Below are 17,773 nucleotides of genomic sequence, written 5' to 3'. Positions count from 1 at the left end.
AACAACCACCCAGCCAGCGAGAAAACACCTCACACCGCCACGTCAAGAGCCACCAACCAGCCCAAACAGGATGCGACTAGCCCCGTGAAGTTGCGTGCCCGCCCACCGCGTTACGACGAGCGAGCACACCGGTGCTAGAGACCTCGGCCTGTCCAATGCTGACCGCTGCCTTGCATGCGAGCGAGGAGTCGTAGAGCGTCCAGATCCCTCACGATGATCTGTCGATAGCCCGTTTGGAGCACCTCCGCCTCGCGGAGTTCACGAAGCGCCTTCTCTACCGTGGGTTCTGCCGCGCCGCACAAGGATGCCAACTCCTGTTGTGTCAACGCGACCCCCACGGTGTGCCCGGCGTCGACGGCCTGCCCGTGGACCGCGGCCAGTTCGGCCAGGATCCGCGCCAGACGCACTCTCGCCGGGTACGACGCGAAGTCGACTCGGCGCCGATTTGCCCACCGGAAGCGAGCTGCGGTCGTGCGCGCCAGGGCGAGCGCCGCCTCTGGACGACGATGGAAGAACGGCTGCCAATCGCGTTTGTAGATGACACTGATCGAGCCTGCACCACAGCTCGTGACCGTGGCCGTCCTGGGCGTGTCGTTGAGAGCGGAGATCTCGCCCACTAGGTCGCCTGACACCCGGATGGCCAGCAACGCTTGTCGCCCACCCGCCACGTTGACCGTCACCTTCGCCACCGCCTCGCGGAGGAGGATCATGTGATTGCCGGGTGCACCCTCGCGGAGGATGTGATCTCCGGGCTTGACCGGGACGTTGGTTCCCAGTGTGAGGAACTCGGCTCTGACGTCTGGATCCAGACAACCGAGCAGTGTGCCGACTGGCCAGTCTTGATCCATCGTCGACCGGTGATACTGGCGACCCATCACAGCCCCCGTTCGTCAAGGTCCTCGTGTTGCCGCAGATGACATCGATTAGCCGGCGGATGGATTGTTTCTGATGCCCGGGCCCGACAGAAGGTGGCCGGCGTTATCTCAGGAAGGCGGTGAGGACGATCCACGCGGCCGCAGCGCAGCCAGCGGCGAAAGTCCACGGCATGGAGTCCCTCACCCGCTGGTGCTTCTCGAGGGCGACGCCGGCCAGCAGGGTCACCAACGTCCAGGCTTCCGGCGGCTCGCCGTGCTCATGGTGAAGCGCCGCAGCGGTTGACGCCGGGACTGCCGACGGAAACCCAAATCTGTTGGGCGAGGGGGGTCCGGACGTACGGGGTTGAAAGCCCAGCGCGAGGTATCGGGCCGCAACAACAAGGGTGATCAGGAAGACCACAAGGACACACCAGGCGACCAGGGCTGCGGACGAACGCGGGACAAAGGTGACTGGAGCCTGTGAAGTGCTGAGCATGAGTGCCGCCAACGCGCCTTGCGCGCTGGCCAGCCGAGCGATCTTCGTGTCGGCGTGCTGGATCGAATCCTGATGAAGGCGCACAGCTTGAAGGGCTATGTCTACACCCTCACGTGGCCAATCGTCTCGCTCTGGGTTCGCCGGAGAGATCGTCATGCCTTGAGTGAAGCTGCGTGGACGGTGGCGTACCTCGTCCAAGTACGGTTTACCGGCTTTCTGACAGCCCTGCCGATCAACTTCCGGACAACCCGTATTTTGATGGCTTTCCCGTCGGCGGCTATCGCTATAAGTGACATGGCCTCAGGATTCAGTTGTCAGGAGGGGCAAGATGGCGATACCCCAGCCGAGCCGACGGCTGATCATGGCCGTGGACATGGAGCGCTACAGCCGACATGACGACGCCGGGCAGGCGCGAGTCCAAACCGATTTCCGGGACATCATGCAGCGGGCGGCAGAGCAGTGCGGACTCGAGCGTGCATGCTGGGAGATCCAGCCAACGGGCGACGGCGAGCTCGCGCTCTTCCCCCCAGGGATTTCCGAGCCCAGGATCATCGCCGACCTCGTGCCTGCCATGGACCGGGTCTTGCATGATCACAACCGTTATGTTGCGCCACGTGCAGAGGTCCGGCTACGTGTCGCGATCCACCAGGGCCTCATCACCACGACGGCGAACGGTTACGCCGGATCCGCTGTGGTGACCGCGGCCCGGCTGGTTGACGCGGACCCCTTGAAGGACGCGTTGAAGAGATTCCCACAGGCGGCCGTTGTCGTGATCGTCTCCTCCACGATCTTTCGTGAGGTGGTGAGCCAGTCGTACAGCGGTATACGGAAGGAGCGTTACGGCCGGGTCGAGGTGCGTGTCAAGTCCTTCGCTGAGGATGCCTGGATTTTTGTGCCGGACGAGGACTTCAACCTGACGGGGCCACCCTCATCGCTCGCTCGAGACACGCCGCCCCCCGGCTCCCCCGATCAGGTGCCGTGGCTTGAACCGCCGGCGACAAACGGAAGCAGCTTCAGTTTCGGCGCCGTCACGAATCACGGGCCCACCGTCTTCGGTGACCATGCCCGAGTGGTGGGGAATGCGGATCCATCCAGGGGTGACGGGACATCGTGGCGATGACCGACAGTTCGCATGCGTCGACGAGCACGCCGTCGACCGGGTCTGGGGAATCGTCGGAGGAGCGAAAGGCCGAGCAGGGGCGAGGCTCGCCCGAGGCCCCACCCGATGGTCGAGAGGGTGAGCGCCGGGAAAAGGGTGAGGGAGCGCAGGGAGACCAGCAACGGCAGCCCGACCCGGCTGCCTCTGGCGACGAAGATCTGGATGAAGACGGTCGTGTGGGGTCGCTCTATGAGCATCCCACGCTGCGCCTCCTACTCAAGCAGTCGCGTAGCAGTTTCCAGTTCGACGACCTCTCCAGCGCCGGTCCGAGCGCCTTCGGCGACCACGCGACCGTTATCGGCAACATCAACCTTGGTCACGGCGAACGCAAGAAGCTGATCTTCGCTGACCCTGTTTCCGACTTGACCGGTAGATGCCGAACTTTCATCCCTCCCCGGTACTTCAGTGACCTGCAGCAGCGCCTGAGGCGCAATCGAATAGTCGGCATCGCGGGGCTGCCCAAAACTGGCCGGATGACGGCGGCGTGTGTCGCGCTCGCAGAACACCGGTCAACCGACCGAGTCAGGAGAATCTCGCCGCCCGGGGCTGACGTCGTGCCTTACCTCCGAGAAGACCCCGAAGTCATTGAGAAAGGATTTTGCTACATTATCAGAATTGTCGACAGGCAGTTGCCCGATGTGCTCCGAAATCTCGAGCCGATTTTCGAGGAGCGGGACTCCAGCGCCATCGTCATCCGCGACCTCAGAACGCCAGACGATGACCTCCATCGTGCCGAGCTTTTTCACCAGCCGCCCGCCGCATCCGTGGAGATATTCCGCCGGCATCTTAATCTATACCTGGACAACAAGTGTGTGGCGAACTGCCGGGCCTGTGCGGGAAGTTGCCGCGAGGCGTACATTTCGGAATTGCTGACAGAGTCGGTTAGTAGGTCAATAGCGTTAATGCAATCTCCGGGAGAGTGCGCACAATATGCGGAGCGGATCGCGGCAGAGTTGCCGAGAGGGCCGGCAGTCGCAGCCATGCTTCCGTCAGAGAGCCTGCGGCGGCGGGAAGAGGCGCGACGGATCCTCTTGCTGACCGAGGGTGCAGACGAGGGTTATCAGAACCGGTCGATACAACTTCGGCGCGCACTTCGTATCGCCTATGCCGTCTTCGCCGGTCAACCTATGGCGAGTGTTTCCGACGGTGCCGGGTTGTTGCTGGGCAAGCTCGACCGCCTTTTCGCGGAGCCGGTCATCGGTCGACCCGCCCTGCTGAACGACCTGCCCGGTCTACTTGGCCAAAACCTTTGTTCGAATTGGCACAAGCTGGCCGGCGAGGAGAGCACGACGCAACGGGCGACGAGGGTCGCGCAGGTGGATGCGGGGGTGGTCGCGGCGATACTCGACGTCGCCTGGAATGACTTCGACAACAGCCGCGTCGCGCTGGTGGAGTGGGTCGACGAACTCGCGTCCCATCCGGAGCCAGGCTTCAGCGAGTGCGCCGCCGTTGCCGCAGGGATTTTCGCCCTCCATGACTTCGACCATGTCTACTCCCGAGTGATTCGGCGTTGGGCTCGTGACCGGAGACGGCGAGTAAGGCAGACCGCGGCGGCGGCCATGGTGGCGACTGCGAACCTCGACGGCAGCCACAGCCTGGGCATAGGGGCCCACCGCCGAGTGCGGGCTCTCGTCAATGCCGAAATCGAGGGCCTGGCCCGATCGGCTTCCTCGCTCGAACGAGACACCGCGGCAATGGTCTGGGGTTTAGGCTACGTCTCGCGTCACCCCAGTCAAGCCGCACGAGCGCTCACCATCGTGGCCGCCAATGCCGCCGGCCGGCACGCGGACAGTGTGTCGAACGCGGTCGACCGGCTGTTTGGGACGATTGGCAATTCCTGGACGATCGGGATGCTGTCGTGGTGGCTTGACAGCAACAACCCCGCCTTGCGCACACACGCCGCGCAGGCCTTCCTGGAATGGGTCGAACGTGTCGAGTCCGCCGCGCGTCATGAGGAGTTGCTAACGCTATTGAACGTGGGTCCGACACAGGTGGACCACCTGGCGTTACTTTGGCGTTTTGTTTTGCTCGACCCCCGATTTTCGGTAGCAGCATGGCGTCACCTCGCCGGCTGGTTGAAGATGGCCGCTGTCGAAATTCGGCTGGCCGAGCCGATGCATGGGCTAGCCCGGCGGCTCGCTGCGGATCCGGCCGTCCGTTCCCGACTCACCTACTGGCTTTCGCGCGGCTCGACGAGCCGATCTCCGCAGCTTGATGGGAGCGACGATGACCACCGATAGTGTCGGCCCGAGCGGCTCGAACCAGTCCAACGCTCGGCCCAAGCTGGGCCGGCTGGCAGATCGCATCCGTGCTGCCGCTGCTCGCTTCCAGGGCCCACCCGCACCCGACCTCACTCAGCGTCGGCGCCATCCCCGACCAATCGTCGTTCCCGCCCGAGGGTACGTCTTCTCGTTCCACATCGACGTGATGTTCACCTGGTATTCCGAAGGGCTCCGTGAGGACCAACTCGGTGCGTGGTCGATGCAGTTCGCCGACCTGGCTCGCCGCGATGTCGAGCACCAGGCGGCAGATCTGGCCCGACACTTCCACCCGCACCAGGCATGCTCGCTCGAGATTCAACTCAACCGGCTGCTGTCCCGTGCATATCGTCGGTACGAGCGCCGTGACGTCGTCTTGCGCTGCAAGCCGGAGGTTCGCGTTCGGCTGGACGAGGACGTGAGGTCAGAACTCCGCCACGCACACCTGCAGCGTCTGCGAGCGGAGAGTGAGCACGAGTTGACACTGCGACGGATACAGCTGACGGATCAGGTAACTCAACGCTGGATCACATTGATCGGTCGTTTGCGTCGCGACCCGCTGGCCCACGCGGCGCTCCTGCTCAGCGACAAGGAACTCGCCAAAGTCCTTGATCAGTACGTGCTCAAGGAAGAGCGGACGAATATCGACCATTTGGCAGCAAGGCTTGAGGAGGCCCTCAGTCGTAGTGGTCGAGTCGGTGAGCCGCTCGAAGAGCACGAGGCCGCTGAGATCATCAACCTGCTGAACGACATTCTCAAGGACCAAGCGGACAGTGCGCCGGATGTCGGGATCAACGGGAACGGCCCGCACGCCTCCCCGAAAGTCTCCTAGCTGTGCCGGATCGTCGCGGGAAACATGCGCCGGTGGTGCAGTCAGGACGAAGGGCCCGTCACCCTTAGGATCTCTGACATGCAGGAGGGCCGGTGGACGACGATTACCCCGTCGCAGTTCGCGCACGAGCGGGAGGCGCTGGCGCACGTCCAGGCGCTCCTGCCCGATACCGAGCCGTTTCGCGCGTGGTCGAACTTCACCTTCACGGCCCAGACAGGGCACCCCTACGAGGTCGACCTGCTGGTCGCGGGGCCAGGTGGCCTCTACCTGATCGAAATCAAGAGCCTCAACGGCCGGCTGACCTCCAGCGGCTCGAACTGGATCCAGCACGGGCCGAACAGCACCCGCACCTTCGACAACCCGCTGCACTTGGCCGACGCCAAGGCCAAAAAGCTGAAGTCCCTGCTGCAGGCCGCCGCGGCCCGACGCCGGGGACATTCAATCAGGATTCCGTTCGTGCAGGCTGCGGTGTTCCTGTCCAAGCCCGGCCTGCGCGTCGAGCTCTCCGAGCATCACCTGCACGGCATCTACGGCCCGGAGCCAGCACCCGGTCACCAGCCCGGCCCGCTGCCGGCGATCAGCGCCCTGCTGCGGCGCCCGCCGCAGGACGAACGCCAGCGGATCACCAGGGAGGTGTCGGCGGCGCTGCCCGACCTGCTGGCCGAGATCGGGATCGCGCGTAGCCGGCGGCACTACCAGATCGGGTCGTGGGAGTTGGAACCGCGACCGTTCGACCTCGGGCCCACGTGGCAGGACCACCGCGCCCGGCACCGCGACCTGGAGCGCGAGCACCGACGGATTCGCATCTATCTGGTCGAGCACAACGCGCTGAAGGACGAGCGGGCGAGCATCGAACGTGCCGCTCGACGCGAGATGCAGGTGCTGCACGGCATCAGCCATCCCGGCATCGTGCGGGTCGACGCGATGGAGCAGCACGAGGCCGGTCCCGCGTTGATCTTCCGGTACGACCCGCGGTCGATCCGTCTGGACCACTACATGGCCCAGTACGGCGACCGGCTGGACCCGCTCGGCCGGCTCGCGATGATCCGCCAGCTCGCGGAGACGGTGGCGTACGCGCACCGTCGGCGGCTGCACCACCGGGCCCTGTCAGCCCGTAGCGTGTTGGTCAGCCCGGGAAGGCGGAGGAAGGGCGGCAGCGAGGACGAGGCCTGGCTGACGCCGCAGCTTCAACTCAGCGACTGGCAGGCGGCCACCCGAGGCGTCGACAGCAGCGGCGGCACCAGCGCGGAACCCATGGCCCTCTCGTCCCACGCCGCTTCGCACATCGAACTCTCGGCCGAGGCGTACCTCGCGCCCGAGCTGAGCACCCCGCAACCCGACCCGGTCGCGATGGACGTCTTCGGCCTGGGCGCGTTGTCATACCTGGTGCTCACCGGCCAGCCACCGGCGGCGAAGCGACCAGAGTTGCTGGCCCGGCTCACCCGGGATAACGGTCTGCGGGCCGCCGCGGTCGCCGACGGGATCAGTGAGTTCGCCGACGAGCTGATCCAGGCAGCCACCGCACCGGTACCGGCCCAGCGTCTCACGACCATCGCCGAATTCATCGAGATGCTTCAGGTCGTCGAGGACGAGCTGACCGCACCGTCACCCGGGTCACGACACCCGGACGACCTGGAGCCTGAGCAGGTTGACCCGCTGGAAGCGCGCGGCGGTGACCGTGTCGGCGAATGGAAGATCACGAAGAGGCTGGGCACGGGCTCGACCTGCCGGGCTTTCCTCGCCCAGAACGAGCGCACCGGCAAGGACGAGGTGCTCAAGGTTGGCCTCTCCGACGAGAAGGCCGCTCGGCTCGCGCACGAGGCGCGGGTGCTCGCCCCGCTCACCGACTCACGGGTGATCCGGCTGGCGCGACCTGAGCCGTTGCAGCTCGGCACCCGCACCGTCGTCGTGCTCGAGCACGCCGGTGACCACACGCTGGCCCGGAAGCTGCGCGACGACGGTCGCCTCACCGTCGACGAGTTGGAGACCTACAGCGACTACCTGTTCGGTGCCCTCGATTACCTGGAGGGCGAGGGGGTCTATCACCGCGACATCAAGCCGGACAACATCGCCATCCGGATCCGCCCCAACCGGACGCGACAGCTGGTGCTGTTCGATTTTTCGCTGGCCGGCGTGTCGGTCAAGGAAATCAACGCCGGAACACCCCGCTATCTCGACCCCTTCCTCGGCACCGCGAACCGTCCGGTCTATGACAAGCACGCCGAGTGGTACGCCCTTGCGGTCACCCTGCACGAGATGGCTTCGGGCGAGCTGCCCGTCTGGGGCGACGGGGGCACGGAGCCGCAGCTCACCGAAGGGCCGCCGGTGCTGGCGGTCGAGGCGTTCGACCCGGCGATCCGCGATGATCTGGTCGCCTTCTTCGGGCAGGCCCTGCACCGCGATCACCGCAGGCGGTTCGGGGCGCTGAAAGACATGCGCGACGCCTGGCACCAGGTCTTCCGCCGTTCTGACGCGAGCACGCCCGTCGGCACGGACCATCCCGAGACCGAAGCCGACGATCTTGACGAGGCCCTCGCCGAAGCGGCCAGGGACGAGGCGGCCGGCAAGTCGACCCGCGCCACCGCCCTGGAAGCCGCCGGGCTCACTCCACGTGCGGTCTCCGCGGCCCATCGACTCAACGCCAACAACGTCGGTGAGCTGCTCACCGTGGCCAACCGGCTCGCCACCCTTCCCGGCCTCGGCGCGAAGACGCGCCGAGAGCTGCAACGCCGAGTCAAGGACTGGCGCGCACGCCTCGGTGAGCGGGAAATCATCGCCGCCACCTCCGCCGCTCGCAAGGCGGCGACCGCCGAGGCGGCGACGGAGACCAGCACTGGCGACGCAGATCTGGTACGCGTCGGCCTCGACGCGGTCGCCACACTTCTGACCCCCGCGAAGAACGGCCGCAACGGCACTGAGATCGAGGCGACCCGCCTGTTGCTGCACCTGCCCGACGATTCCGGCGTGCTGCCCGGGCTGCCGTCCTGGCCGCAGCAGCCGCAGGTCGCCGCCGCGCTCGGGGTCAGCGCCGCGCGAGTGGCGCAGATCCTCGGCAAGCAGCGCAAGCGCTGGCACGACCTTCCGGTGGTCGGCAGCGTGCGTACGCAGCTCATCGAGCTGTTGCGCGACGGCGGTCGGGTCATGGGCGTCGGCGAGTTAGCCACGGCGCTGCTCGGCAGCCGGGGTTCGGTACGCACCGGCGACGCTCTGCGGCACGCGGTCGCGCTCGCCGCGGTCCGGGCCGCTGTGGAGGTCGACGCCCTCGCCGACGAGCCCCGGTTGCTTCTCCGCCGGCACGGCGCACGGCTGCTGGTGGCGCTCGAGGCCGGTGAGGACGACGGCCCCGACACGCCAGCCGCGCCGGCGTTGCTCGACTACGCCGACGCGCTCGGCAAGGCCGCGGACAGGCTGGCCGCCAGCGAGGTGCTGCCCAGCCCGGCGACGGTGCTGCGTACCCTGGCGGCGGTAACTGCGCCCGGTGGTGCGGCCGACGCGATCGACGAGCGGCGGCGAGTGCAGCTCGCCGCGGTTGCCTCCGAGAAGGCCGCCGCGACCGCGCGTCTGGAGCTCTATCCGCGCGACCTGGATCCGGTGCGGGCCCTGCGGCTCGCCCAAGCCGGGGTGGTACCCCCGGCGACCACCCCGGAGGGCCGGCGCGGTCTGACCCCGGAGCAGGTCGCCCAGCGGGTCACGACACGCTTCCCGGAGTTGGTGCCTCTCCCGCCACATCCGAAGCTGGACAGGCTGCTGGCAGAGGCTGGTTTCGAGCTGCGGTGGGATCGCGACCGCTACGTGCCGCCACCGCCGCGCGGCGGGTCGTCGTCCATGTCGATCGTGCAGCGTCGGCCGTCCGCCACCGCGCCCCCGAGCCGCTGGACGGCGGAGTCGCCTGAGCTGGCGGCGGCGATGCGCGCCGAGGAACGGCTGACCGGCGCACTCGCTGCCGGTGGCTTCCGAGCCCTGACGGTACGACTCTCGCGGTATCCGCTCGCGCAGGATGAATTGGCTCGGCGATTCGGTGCCCGGCCGGTGAACGTCGCTGCCCGTTTCCTGCACCACCTGCACGCGCTGGTCGACGAGACGCCGAAGCCGACTTGGGAGACGGTGCTCAGCGCCGACAACGCGGCGCCGAACACGCGGCCGGCGATCAAGTTGGGGGAGTACGTCGAGCGGGCGTGGCAACTGACCGCCCCGGCGCTGCGTGCGGACCTCGGTGACGGCGCGGGTCCGCTACTGTTGCACGACGCGGCGGTGCTGGCCCGCTACCGGGCGATGCAGCGGCTCTTCGCGTTGGCGGACGCGGCACGGGGTGGTGCTGGGCAGCTCTGGTTGCTGTGCCCGATGGAGGACCCAGCCCTGTTGCCGAGGCTGGACGCCACGGTGGTGCCGGTAGGCGACAACGAATGGATTCCGCTACCGGACGCCTGGGTCGTCAACGCCCACCGCAGCGCGGTCACCGCCTGACGCCGTGCCGGGAGTGACCTGAGAGGGCGGGCCCTGCACCATTCGCGACGCGTCATTGCCGGGCGCCTGCGGGCCCTTGCCCGCGTACGCCGGTGCCTCATGGGCGAGTGCGTCCAGGCTTTCGGGAGCGCGGGCGACGGCGAGCGCCGGTGAGCCGTGCAGCCCCCACACGTCGGCCTCGACCCAGCAGAGCTGCCGGTACTTGTCGGGTGCCAGGGCTTGCGAACCGAAGTCCCACCCGACGGCCGAGACGGGCTTGCCGGCGAACTGCCGCCTCGCCCGCTCGCGGTAGGCGTCCCAGGTGACGGTCGCGGGATGCAGGAACGACAGGTCGAAGCCGTTGTCGGCGAGCCCGAACGCGGCCAGCCCGAAGAGCATCGTGCAGTCGATGCCGTTGGCGGCACAGTAGTCGGCGATTCGTGCCGCGCCGTTGACGGCACCGGCGTACGACAGCAGGTACACCTGACGGACCGGGTGGAACCGTTGGTATTCACTCAGCGCGGCGACAATGGTCGCGCCGGAGGCGACAGTGTCGCCAATCAGCAGTGTCGAGCCACCGGCGTCGAAACGCGCGTAGGAGACGTCGACGGTGACGTCGTCCGACGCGACGGCCACCCTGCTGGTGGAGACCAGGTTGGCGGGTAGGTTCCGCCCCGCTTCGAGGGCAACCGCCTCCGCCAGTTGGTAGACAAGACCCTTGCTCAGGATGGTCAGTTCGGCGAGATCCGCGCCGTCGAGTTCGTCTCGGATGTGTCGTACGAACTCCCGGCTGCTGGCGAGGCAGGCCCGCCGAAACGGTAGCTCTGTGAGGTTGCGGTCGAACAGTAACGTCTCCAAATGCGAATTGTGTACGAGGTGGAGGCCCCTCACCCCCGTCCGCGAGCTGATCGACTCGACGACGCTCGACCCGGTGTCCCCGATCATGCCGTCGTGCTGGTCGCTCGCGGGGCGCCGGCCTCGATACGTTGCAGTGCTTGAAGCATCGGCGTGTCCATGTCGAGCACATGCTCCTTGTACTCGGTGAGCGCGGCCGACAGCCACTCGGGACGTGGTTGGGCCGCCCTGGGTCGACGGGCTAGGGCCACGAGCGCCCTTCCGGCGGCGGTGAAATCGTCGACCACCTCAGTCGCCAGCGCCGCCACGTGAGGATGCACGTAATCGGTCACCCGCACACCCCGATATTCCAGGACATCGCTGCGGTACTGCGAGTTGCGGGGAGCGACCACGATTACCGGCGTCCCCATCGCGACCGCCGCTGCCATCTCCACGCCGATGCCGATCCCACGCCGTACGCGCGCGTCGACGATGACAGCCGTGGCTACCATCACCTGGTACATGTCGCGGCCGAACTGCCCGAGCGTGTTACCGGCGTCCGGTATCGGGTCGTCGGGGTTGAGGAAGACGACGTCACAGGGAGCGGCGCCGTTAGCGACCTCCTTGCGCTCCACGTCGGTCCAGCAGAGACGTTGCTGGTCACCGGCGCCCTTGATGATTGATCCAGAGCAGTAGACGGAGATGAGCATCATCGTGTCCTTCGGTCAGGGCCTGTCTGGTTCAACGTGACGTCGAGGTTGTTGGCGACGATCGAAACGACGCTGTGTGCCTGCTGGGTCGTCGTCGCAGTGTGGAAACGGATGCGCTTACGACCACGGATCACCGCCTCGCGGAGCCGGGCTCGGAGCACCGGGTGCTGCGCGGCCGTGGCGACAGCGCCGAATTCGGGCGTCGCACGGAGCGAGAGCAGGTCGCGCCACCGGGCGCCCTTGTGGACGAAATCGTAGATGCCGAGCCAACGCAGGCCGAGGTCGAAGGAGCGGGCGGACAGCACCCGGTCAGCGAGCGACGACTGCATCTGACGGATCCCACAAGAGAAGTCGCCGAACTCGAAGTCGGCGACGATGGCGGCGTCGAGGTCGCGCAGATAGCTTGCCAGGTATTCGCGGGACAGGAACATGTCGACCCGGGTTCGCTCATCGGCCCGCAGCGTGACGGGGACTGTGGCGCGGACGAATCGACCGACGAACGCCCGCCCCTCGAGCCGCTCCGGCACCTCCCGCAGGTGCGTCTCCACGTCACCGGCTCGAGCGGGCCATCGGCGCGAGACGCTGGCGAGGGTGCCGGCCAGTTGACCGTCGGCCTGCAGTGCGCCACGCCAACTCTCCGTGATGTCGGTGGCCGTGTTCTGCGCATAGCGGGGCCGCCAGACAAGGCCGTCAGTGAGACTGCGGTGCGGCGTCAGGTCGTAGGGGTTGCGCACGTCTCCGCGGTATTCGACGGCCTTGTGTTCGACGTACGAATCGAGGTCGGCGATGTGTGAGGAGTAGTGGACGACGCCACGGGCGACGAGTGCCCCGATCCTGGTGAGGAAGACCGACAAAATCGGCACCTCGAACAGGTACGACGCGGGAAGGATCAGTTCTTCGTCGGTGGCGAGCACCGCCAACCGCGTGGCGTGCAGCACCTGGGACAGGTCCGTTTCGGTGAAACGGGCAGCCTGCGGCCGGCCGTAGCAGGATCGGATCTCCGGGTTCAGGTATTGCAGGAAGATGGGCCGCGCGCGGTCGTACGTCAACGGTGTGGTGAAGCGTTCCTCCGGGTAGAGGCTGAGCTGTTGCCCCGGTAGGTGTAGGTGCAGGTCCCTGCCGGCGACGTAGCCGTCCCGTCGCGCGTCGAGGTCCTGTCGGTGCACTGTCACGCGCCGCTCATGGTCCTGCTTCAGGCCGACCAACGGTGAGGTCCCGGCCCGCCGTGTATGCGTCCCGGCCGGCGGTGACGTTCTGCCGCACGGTGACCGAAGTGTCGACGGTGACGCCTGACCGCTCGAGCACGGTGATCAACTCCGTTATTGCGCCGGCGAAGGCTGCGTCGTCGTCCAACCGAGCCTGTACCCAGCCCGCCCACCGAGCCGCCTCCACGACGGAGATCTGGTCCCTGGCCTCCTGTGCGGTACCGAGGAGGCGCTCGCGCGACTCCTCGAGTGCGCGGTCCACCCGATTCGCCGTGCCGGCCTTGTCACGACCAAGAATGCGCGCCGCCCGATCCTTCACGTTGAGCCACAGGTCCGAGGCCATGGCCTGGATCAGAGCAGCGCTCGCTGCGGCGGCCAGGCCTGCTGCCGACATGTCGTCCATGGATCACCGCATCTGACGTGAAGGCGCGCCGGGGAAGCGGGCACCGCCAAGTATGCCAATGGGCGATTGCGTGTCAAGGACGGCTGACCCCATCGCCATCGATCAGTCTGAAGGCCAGTTTGCCGACTCCCTTTTGCCCGCGTGGTTACGCGAACAGCGAGAGCAGCGCGGCTTGCTCCTGGGTGAGACGTATAGGTGGCTTCGGGCCGGCGATCGGGAAGATCTGGGCGGCCTTCAGTTCGTCTCGACGGATGCTCGTCGCGATGCCGATCTTCACACCCCTCGCGGTGAGGGCCTCGATCAGCCGGCGGCTGTCGAGAAGGTACGCGGCGGATATCCGCCACCGGTGATGCCGCACTGCCCCGACCGGCCGCTGCGGGCCGCTCAGAATGAGGTAGTGGTCGCACTCGTGCGGGCTGATGTCGAGGCCGGCGAACGAGTCACCGTAGGTCTTGACGTTCACCGTCCGGCCGGCGAGCGGACCGGATCGGAATGTGCCGTCATAACCAGCCTGTGTGGCCGTGCCGGCCAGCTCGATGTCGAACACCTGGGCGGCGACGAACTCCCCGATGTCGCCCTGTCGGGCTGAGCGGCCGGTCACGGCTGCGATCCTGGCGTCGAGGTCGTCGCGTTCCTGGAGCATCGCCGCCAACTGGTGCAACTTCTCCGTCACTCGGCGGATTCTCCGTGGTGGTCGCTGGTTTGACCAGTTGCCTCTCGCTAACTTCTCGACATGACGACCACCGCACGTGAGCGCGTCGCGGCCTTCTGGGATACCCATGTAGCCGCCTGGCTGGACGGCGCCGATCCACTGCCGCACCCGCTACCGGCCTGGTTCGATTCCTACCTGGGCATCGGGCTCGGCCAGGTGACCCGCGATGGCTTTCCCGAGCCGTTCCAGGGAGACCTCTCTGGCCTGACCCATACGCCCCGCATGGTGGTGCTCGGGCTCAACCCCGGCGAGTATCGGCCACGTTTCCAGTCGAGGGATGGGATCTTCGCCGCCGAGATCCGTGCGGCGGGTTCGTACAGCAGGTGGATGACCACAGGCCCATACAACCGCCCGCCGTGGACGGACACCATGGGTCCCAACCGGTACTACCAGACGCGTCTCCGCTTCACCCGCAATTGGCTGCAAGATCCGGACGCTGGTCATGGCGACCTGTTGATCTTCGAGTGTTACCCCTGGCATTCGAAGTCCATCACCGCCCCGCTGCGGCCGCCGCCGGAGATCATCGAACAGTTCGTGTGGCAGCCGATCGCGGAGTTGCCGGTGCGGGACGTGTTCGCGTTCGGCAAGCCGTGGAACGACGTCGCCGCGGCGCTTGGGCTGCCGCCAACAGGGGCGCTGGGGGCAGGCGGAACGCCTTACGGGTCGACCGTGCCGAGTCGGGCGGTGCGAACGTACGGCCTGCCATCGAGGCAGCGGTTGGTCGTCGAGTGGCACAGCGGTTCCGCCGGACCGCCCAGCGCCAAGGAGACCGCACTCCTCCGCAACGCGCTCAGCTCAGCCGAGTGCGAACGACCTGGCCTGCTGAATGCGCCCGCTCCCCGGGCTGCAACTGCTGCCGCACATGCGTCGATTGGCTTCCTGCCATGACCCTCGCCGCTGATACCGCCGCCACTGCCCGTCGCATCGAGGACCTCAATCGATACATGACCGAGCAGGTCCTGGGAACGTCCGGGCAATGCGTTTGCCGAAAGCTCGGTAGCTGCCGGCAGAGTGTGTTGGGCAGACGTCGGGCGTCCCAACCGGAGGGAGCGTTTGCCGCGGGCCAACTCTCACACGTCGGCCACCACTACGACCTGACGCTCGATGGTGTGGCGATCCGCACTCTGGTCATCGCCATGGAGACCGGACGGGCGCGAGAAGGTGTGACGCTCCGGCAGCGCCACGCCGAGGTGATGCAGTCTGCCAGCCTGGCGTTCACCGCCCGGAACCCACACATGCGGGGTGTCACGAGCGCGCTGCGGCTCGCCGTCGGGCGCGAGCCCGGGCCTGATCGGGCCGGCGAACTGCTCCGTCTGAGCGGCGTTCGTTCGCCGGTGCACCTGTTCGACACCTATGCCATGGCCAACATGCGCCTCTGCTCCGCCGTGGTCAGGGGCACGAGCAAGTCGTTGGGCAATCCGACGATGAGCCGGAACTGCGCGCCGCACATGGCCGCCACGATCCAGATCCTCGAGCCGACCCTCTGCGTCGTCCAGGGCGTCGAGGTCTACAAGGCGCTCACGACGCTCATGACCCGCCGGCGCCCGGTCGCACCCAACCTGGAGCAGGCCCGCATCGCTGGCGTCGAGACGCTCGTCGCCGCGTTCACCCATCCGTCCGCGATGAGGTTGACCGACCACTGGGGGCGGCTGACCAGCACCCCATACCTGTACGGGACGGTTGTTCCGACGATGCGGGCCGCACACCGACGCTTAGCGAACCTAGGCGTGCAACCCCGCAGGCCGGTCGGACCGCAGCGGCAGGCGAGGGGTGCGAATCTTCAACCGCCGAGGTAGCTGGACGTCGCGTCGTTGCTGGTCTGCCTGCGGCTAGCGGCCTCGGCTTCAGCGATCCCGAGTGCGTTGCTCGCTCCGTCGAGCAGTTGCTTGTAGGTGATGACCTCAATCCGAGCGAGGTGGCTGCTGTAGGTCCGCAGCACCTCGTTCATGTCTGCCTCGTCCAGGTCAGGCTGGAAGCGGGGATGACCTACCACCACCGTTGCCCCAGCCCGCGCACATCCACGGCGTGCTGGTCGAGGATGCGTGTGCGGTCTTCGTCGAGCGCGAGCAGGTAGTTCATCACCTGACCCACCGCACGGTGCACCTCACCATTGGGGATCAGGCCCTTGCGCTGATGAGTCATGATCCGCACGTTCGCCCGCTTCAGCTCCACCACGTGCAGCGAGCCGTCCGGCCGGAGCAGGGGAATGTCCAACTCGCTCCCGGCGACGAGCCGACGACGGCCGAGGTCGGGCAAATACGAGCTACCGAATATCCAGAGATTCCTCTGTAATGCGCCTTGCAGGTCCCGCTCAGAGCTGTGGGGATTGTTCACGACGCTCGTCATCTGTTGTAGGCCGGCCTTTCGAAGCCTGATTTCCGCCAGCCGTGTTAGCTCTGCCACGCTCAGCCGACCGACCTCTGCTGGGTCCAGGTAGACAGTGCCGTTGATCGGCGCCGTCGGCTCCTCGATAGTCAGCCGGTTGGCCAGCACATCGCGCAACCAAGCTGACGTCTCTCGCCCGCCGCGAAGCACCCGATAATGCCCGGGCTGCTCCTCGTCTTCCGAGACGCTCCGTGCGGAGTCGAAGAACTCCGTGATGCACGCCTGGACGTCGGCGGCAGAGGCGGATGGATTCTCCTTCAACAGTTGGCGCACCGCCAACTGGACCAGGTTGCCCAAGTTGTCGAAGGTGCCTCGAAGGTATCGCAGTTCGCCATACCGAGACCCTGGGAACAGCTGATACTTGATCTCGACGTCTGGGCGGAGCATTGCGTTCATCGCGTAGGCCAGCGCGTCCTCGATGCGCCCGCTCGTGAGCGGATCTTCCTCCTCGCGTGCGGCACCCTCCGCGTAGCGGAGCAGATCCGTCAATTCCTTGCCGCCGCGGTATGGGCTCCGGTCGCCCATGTGCCGCAAGGCATCCTGAAGGAGATTTCGGACATGGTCCGAGACGCCAAGTTCCATGATCTTCTCGATCAGGACACGAAGGGTGTAGTCAGACCTCGTTCGCACGTGACGCCGTCACCTCACTAGATCGAGCCATATAACAGGCACGATCATGCAACGGACCCCCGACACGCAGGGGTCTGCTGCACCGATAGGTGACAGTTTCAGTCACGCGGCCTGACTGGCCGGTGGGGTCATGATGGTCTCGTACTCGATAGGGGTCAACCGGGACAGCGGTCGTTGGCGTCGACGGCGGTGGTAGGTCCGTTCGATCCAGGTCACGATCGCGGTCCTCAGTTGCTGGCGGGTCGTCCAGGTTCGGCGGTCGAGGACGTTGTTCTGCAGCAGGCCGAAGAACGACTCCATGGCGGCGTTGTCGCCGGCGGCGCCGACGCGGCCCATCGATCCGATCATGTGGTGCTGGTGGAGGGCTCGGACGAATTTCCGGCTGCGGAATTGCGACCCGCGGTCGGTGTGCAGCACGCAGCCGGCTACGTCACCGCGGCGGGCTACGGCGTTGTGCAGGGCGTTGACGGCCAGCCTCGACTTCATCCGTGAGTCGATGGAGTAGCCGACGATCCGGTTGGACCACACGTCCTTGATCGCGCACAGGTACAGCTTGCCTTCGGCGGTGCGGTGCTCGGTGATGTCGGCCAGCCACAACCGATTCGGGCCGTGGGCGGTGAAGTCCCGCTGGACCAGGTCGTCGTGCACTGGTGGGCCTGGCTTGCCGCCCTTGCCCCGACGCTTGCGCTTGCTGAACGCGCTGAACCAGCCCATACCGGAACAGATCTTCCAGGCGGTGCGCTCGACCATCGGCTGGCCGGCAGCGCGGGCCTCATCGGCCAGGAACCGGTAGCCGAACTCCGGGTCATCACGATGGGCGTCGAACAACGCGTCCGCCCGGTACGCCTGCGC

16 protein-coding genes are annotated in these 17,773 nt (G+C 66.7%); 6 read left to right on the top strand and 10 right to left on the bottom strand.

Going from position 1 to position 17,773, the window contains the following annotated elements:
- Positions 1-134: 134 nt before the first annotated feature.
- Together ACIBTV_RS31105 and ACIBTV_RS31100 are read right to left on the bottom strand one after the other, a co-directional pair.
- Entirely contained in the window at positions 135-848 is a 714-nt protein-coding gene (locus tag ACIBTV_RS31105) for a Crp/Fnr family transcriptional regulator (protein ID WP_396710717.1), read from the bottom strand.
- A gap of 130 nt (positions 849-978) precedes the next feature.
- Positions 979-1,506, bottom strand: coding sequence for a hypothetical protein (locus tag ACIBTV_RS31100; RefSeq protein WP_396710715.1), 528 nt, complete (start codon positions 1,504-1,506; stop codon positions 979-981).
- Positions 1,507-1,678: 172 nt separating this feature from the next.
- Between ACIBTV_RS31100 and ACIBTV_RS31095 the strand changes: the two genes are divergently transcribed.
- The 4 genes from ACIBTV_RS31095 (at position 1,679) to pglW (ending at position 10,063) form a co-directional block, all read left to right on the top strand.
- Complete coding sequence (locus ACIBTV_RS31095; RefSeq protein WP_396710713.1) at positions 1,679-2,470, top strand: hypothetical protein; 792 nt, start codon at positions 1,679-1,681, stop codon at positions 2,468-2,470.
- A complete protein-coding gene (locus tag ACIBTV_RS31090; protein WP_396710711.1) occupies positions 2,461-4,749 on the top strand; it encodes a hypothetical protein in 2,289 nt (762 codons plus the stop codon). The genes ACIBTV_RS31095 and ACIBTV_RS31090 overlap by 10 nt, the downstream gene beginning before the upstream one ends.
- The gene (locus ACIBTV_RS31085) at positions 4,736-5,599 is read left to right on the top strand and encodes a hypothetical protein (RefSeq protein ID WP_396710709.1); all 864 of its coding nucleotides are present in this window, start codon (positions 4,736-4,738) and stop codon (positions 5,597-5,599) included. The genes ACIBTV_RS31090 and ACIBTV_RS31085 overlap by 14 nt, the downstream gene beginning before the upstream one ends.
- Positions 5,600-5,677: 78 nt before the next feature.
- A complete protein-coding gene (gene pglW / locus ACIBTV_RS31080) occupies positions 5,678-10,063 on the top strand; it encodes a BREX system serine/threonine kinase PglW (protein ID WP_396710707.1) in 4,386 nt (1,461 codons plus the stop codon).
- On the opposite strand, the gene ACIBTV_RS31075 is transcribed toward pglW, so the two are convergent.
- From ACIBTV_RS31075 to ACIBTV_RS31055, 5 genes are all read right to left on the bottom strand, one after another.
- On the bottom strand, positions 10,013-10,987 hold the full coding sequence (locus ACIBTV_RS31075) for a hypothetical protein (protein WP_396710705.1): 975 nt from the start codon (positions 10,985-10,987) through the stop codon (positions 10,013-10,015). The genes pglW and ACIBTV_RS31075 overlap by 51 nt on opposite strands.
- Positions 10,984-11,586 carry a hypothetical protein gene (locus tag ACIBTV_RS31070; RefSeq protein ID WP_396710703.1) on the bottom strand — a complete coding sequence of 201 codons (603 nt, stop codon included), beginning with the start codon at positions 11,584-11,586 and terminating at the stop codon, positions 10,984-10,986. The genes ACIBTV_RS31075 and ACIBTV_RS31070 overlap by 4 nt, the downstream gene beginning before the upstream one ends.
- On the bottom strand, positions 11,586-12,791 hold the full coding sequence (locus tag ACIBTV_RS31065; RefSeq protein WP_396710701.1) for a hypothetical protein: 1,206 nt from the start codon (positions 12,789-12,791) through the stop codon (positions 11,586-11,588). Before ACIBTV_RS31065 ends, ACIBTV_RS31070 begins: the two co-directional genes overlap by 1 nt.
- Positions 12,766-13,194 (bottom strand): hypothetical protein, encoded by a 429-nt coding sequence (locus tag ACIBTV_RS31060; protein WP_396710699.1) that lies wholly within the window; start codon positions 13,192-13,194, stop codon positions 12,766-12,768. Before ACIBTV_RS31060 ends, ACIBTV_RS31065 begins: the two co-directional genes overlap by 26 nt.
- A gap of 145 nt (positions 13,195-13,339) precedes the next feature.
- Positions 13,340-13,867 carry a DUF6998 domain-containing protein gene (locus ACIBTV_RS31055; RefSeq protein ID WP_396710697.1) on the bottom strand — a complete coding sequence of 176 codons (528 nt, stop codon included), beginning with the start codon at positions 13,865-13,867 and terminating at the stop codon, positions 13,340-13,342.
- Between the two features lie 60 nt (positions 13,868-13,927).
- Between ACIBTV_RS31055 and brig1 the strand changes: the two genes are divergently transcribed.
- Together brig1 and ACIBTV_RS31045 are read left to right on the top strand one after the other, a co-directional pair.
- Positions 13,928-14,794, top strand: a complete 867-nt coding sequence (gene brig1 / locus ACIBTV_RS31050; RefSeq protein ID WP_396710695.1) for an anti-phage DNA glycosylase Brig1 — start codon at positions 13,928-13,930, stop codon at positions 14,792-14,794.
- Complete coding sequence (locus ACIBTV_RS31045) at positions 14,791-15,702, top strand: hypothetical protein (RefSeq protein ID WP_396710693.1); 912 nt, start codon at positions 14,791-14,793, stop codon at positions 15,700-15,702. Before brig1 ends, ACIBTV_RS31045 begins: the two co-directional genes overlap by 4 nt.
- Here ACIBTV_RS31045 and ACIBTV_RS31040 read toward each other — a convergent pair.
- The 3 genes from ACIBTV_RS31040 to ACIBTV_RS31030 form a co-directional block, all read right to left on the bottom strand.
- On the bottom strand, positions 15,687-15,854 hold the full coding sequence (locus tag ACIBTV_RS31040) for a hypothetical protein (RefSeq protein ID WP_396710691.1): 168 nt from the start codon (positions 15,852-15,854) through the stop codon (positions 15,687-15,689). The two genes, ACIBTV_RS31045 and ACIBTV_RS31040, sit on opposite strands and share 16 nt — an antisense overlap.
- Before the next feature lie 38 nt (positions 15,855-15,892).
- The gene (locus tag ACIBTV_RS31035; RefSeq protein WP_396710689.1) at positions 15,893-16,873 is read right to left on the bottom strand and encodes a Shedu anti-phage system protein SduA domain-containing protein; all 981 of its coding nucleotides are present in this window, start codon (positions 16,871-16,873) and stop codon (positions 15,893-15,895) included.
- Between the two features lie 150 nt (positions 16,874-17,023).
- Positions 17,024-17,773: IS3 family transposase (locus ACIBTV_RS31030; RefSeq protein ID WP_396710687.1), on the bottom strand; the 750-nt coding region annotated here is incomplete at its 5' end.

It is taken from the genome of Micromonospora sp. NPDC049366 (genome assembly GCF_044466625.1).
GTDB lineage: Bacteria > Actinomycetota > Actinomycetes > Mycobacteriales > Micromonosporaceae > Micromonospora.
Note: the sequence above shows the minus strand (reverse complement) of the source record. Positions and strands in the feature narration are given on the sequence as shown.

What these genes read in the sequence shown, in the direction of transcription:
- ACIBTV_RS31105 (WP_396710717.1), bottom strand. Translation starts at nt 848, where the DNA reads ATGGATCAAGACTGGCCAGTCGGCACACTGCTCGGTTGTCTGGATCCA.
- ACIBTV_RS31100 (WP_396710715.1), bottom strand. Translation starts at nt 1,506, where the DNA reads ATGACGATCTCTCCGGCGAACCCAGAGCGAGACGATTGGCCACGTGAG.
- ACIBTV_RS31095 (WP_396710713.1), top strand. Translation starts at nt 1,679, where the DNA reads ATGGCGATACCCCAGCCGAGCCGACGGCTGATCATGGCCGTGGACATG.
- ACIBTV_RS31085 (WP_396710709.1), top strand. Translation starts at nt 4,736, where the DNA reads ATGACCACCGATAGTGTCGGCCCGAGCGGCTCGAACCAGTCCAACGCT.
- pglW (WP_396710707.1), top strand. Translation starts at nt 5,678, where the DNA reads ATGCAGGAGGGCCGGTGGACGACGATTACCCCGTCGCAGTTCGCGCAC.
- ACIBTV_RS31075 (WP_396710705.1), bottom strand. Translation starts at nt 10,987, where the DNA reads ATGATCGGGGACACCGGGTCGAGCGTCGTCGAGTCGATCAGCTCGCGG.
- ACIBTV_RS31070 (WP_396710703.1), bottom strand. Translation starts at nt 11,586, where the DNA reads ATGCTCATCTCCGTCTACTGCTCTGGATCAATCATCAAGGGCGCCGGT.
- ACIBTV_RS31060 (WP_396710699.1), bottom strand. Translation starts at nt 13,194, where the DNA reads ATGGACGACATGTCGGCAGCAGGCCTGGCCGCCGCAGCGAGCGCTGCT.
- brig1 (WP_396710695.1), top strand. Translation starts at nt 13,928, where the DNA reads ATGACGACCACCGCACGTGAGCGCGTCGCGGCCTTCTGGGATACCCAT.
- ACIBTV_RS31045 (WP_396710693.1), top strand. Translation starts at nt 14,791, where the DNA reads ATGACCCTCGCCGCTGATACCGCCGCCACTGCCCGTCGCATCGAGGAC.
- ACIBTV_RS31040 (WP_396710691.1), bottom strand. Translation starts at nt 15,854, where the DNA reads ATGAACGAGGTGCTGCGGACCTACAGCAGCCACCTCGCTCGGATTGAG.
- ACIBTV_RS31035 (WP_396710689.1), bottom strand. Translation starts at nt 16,873, where the DNA reads ATGGAACTTGGCGTCTCGGACCATGTCCGAAATCTCCTTCAGGATGCC.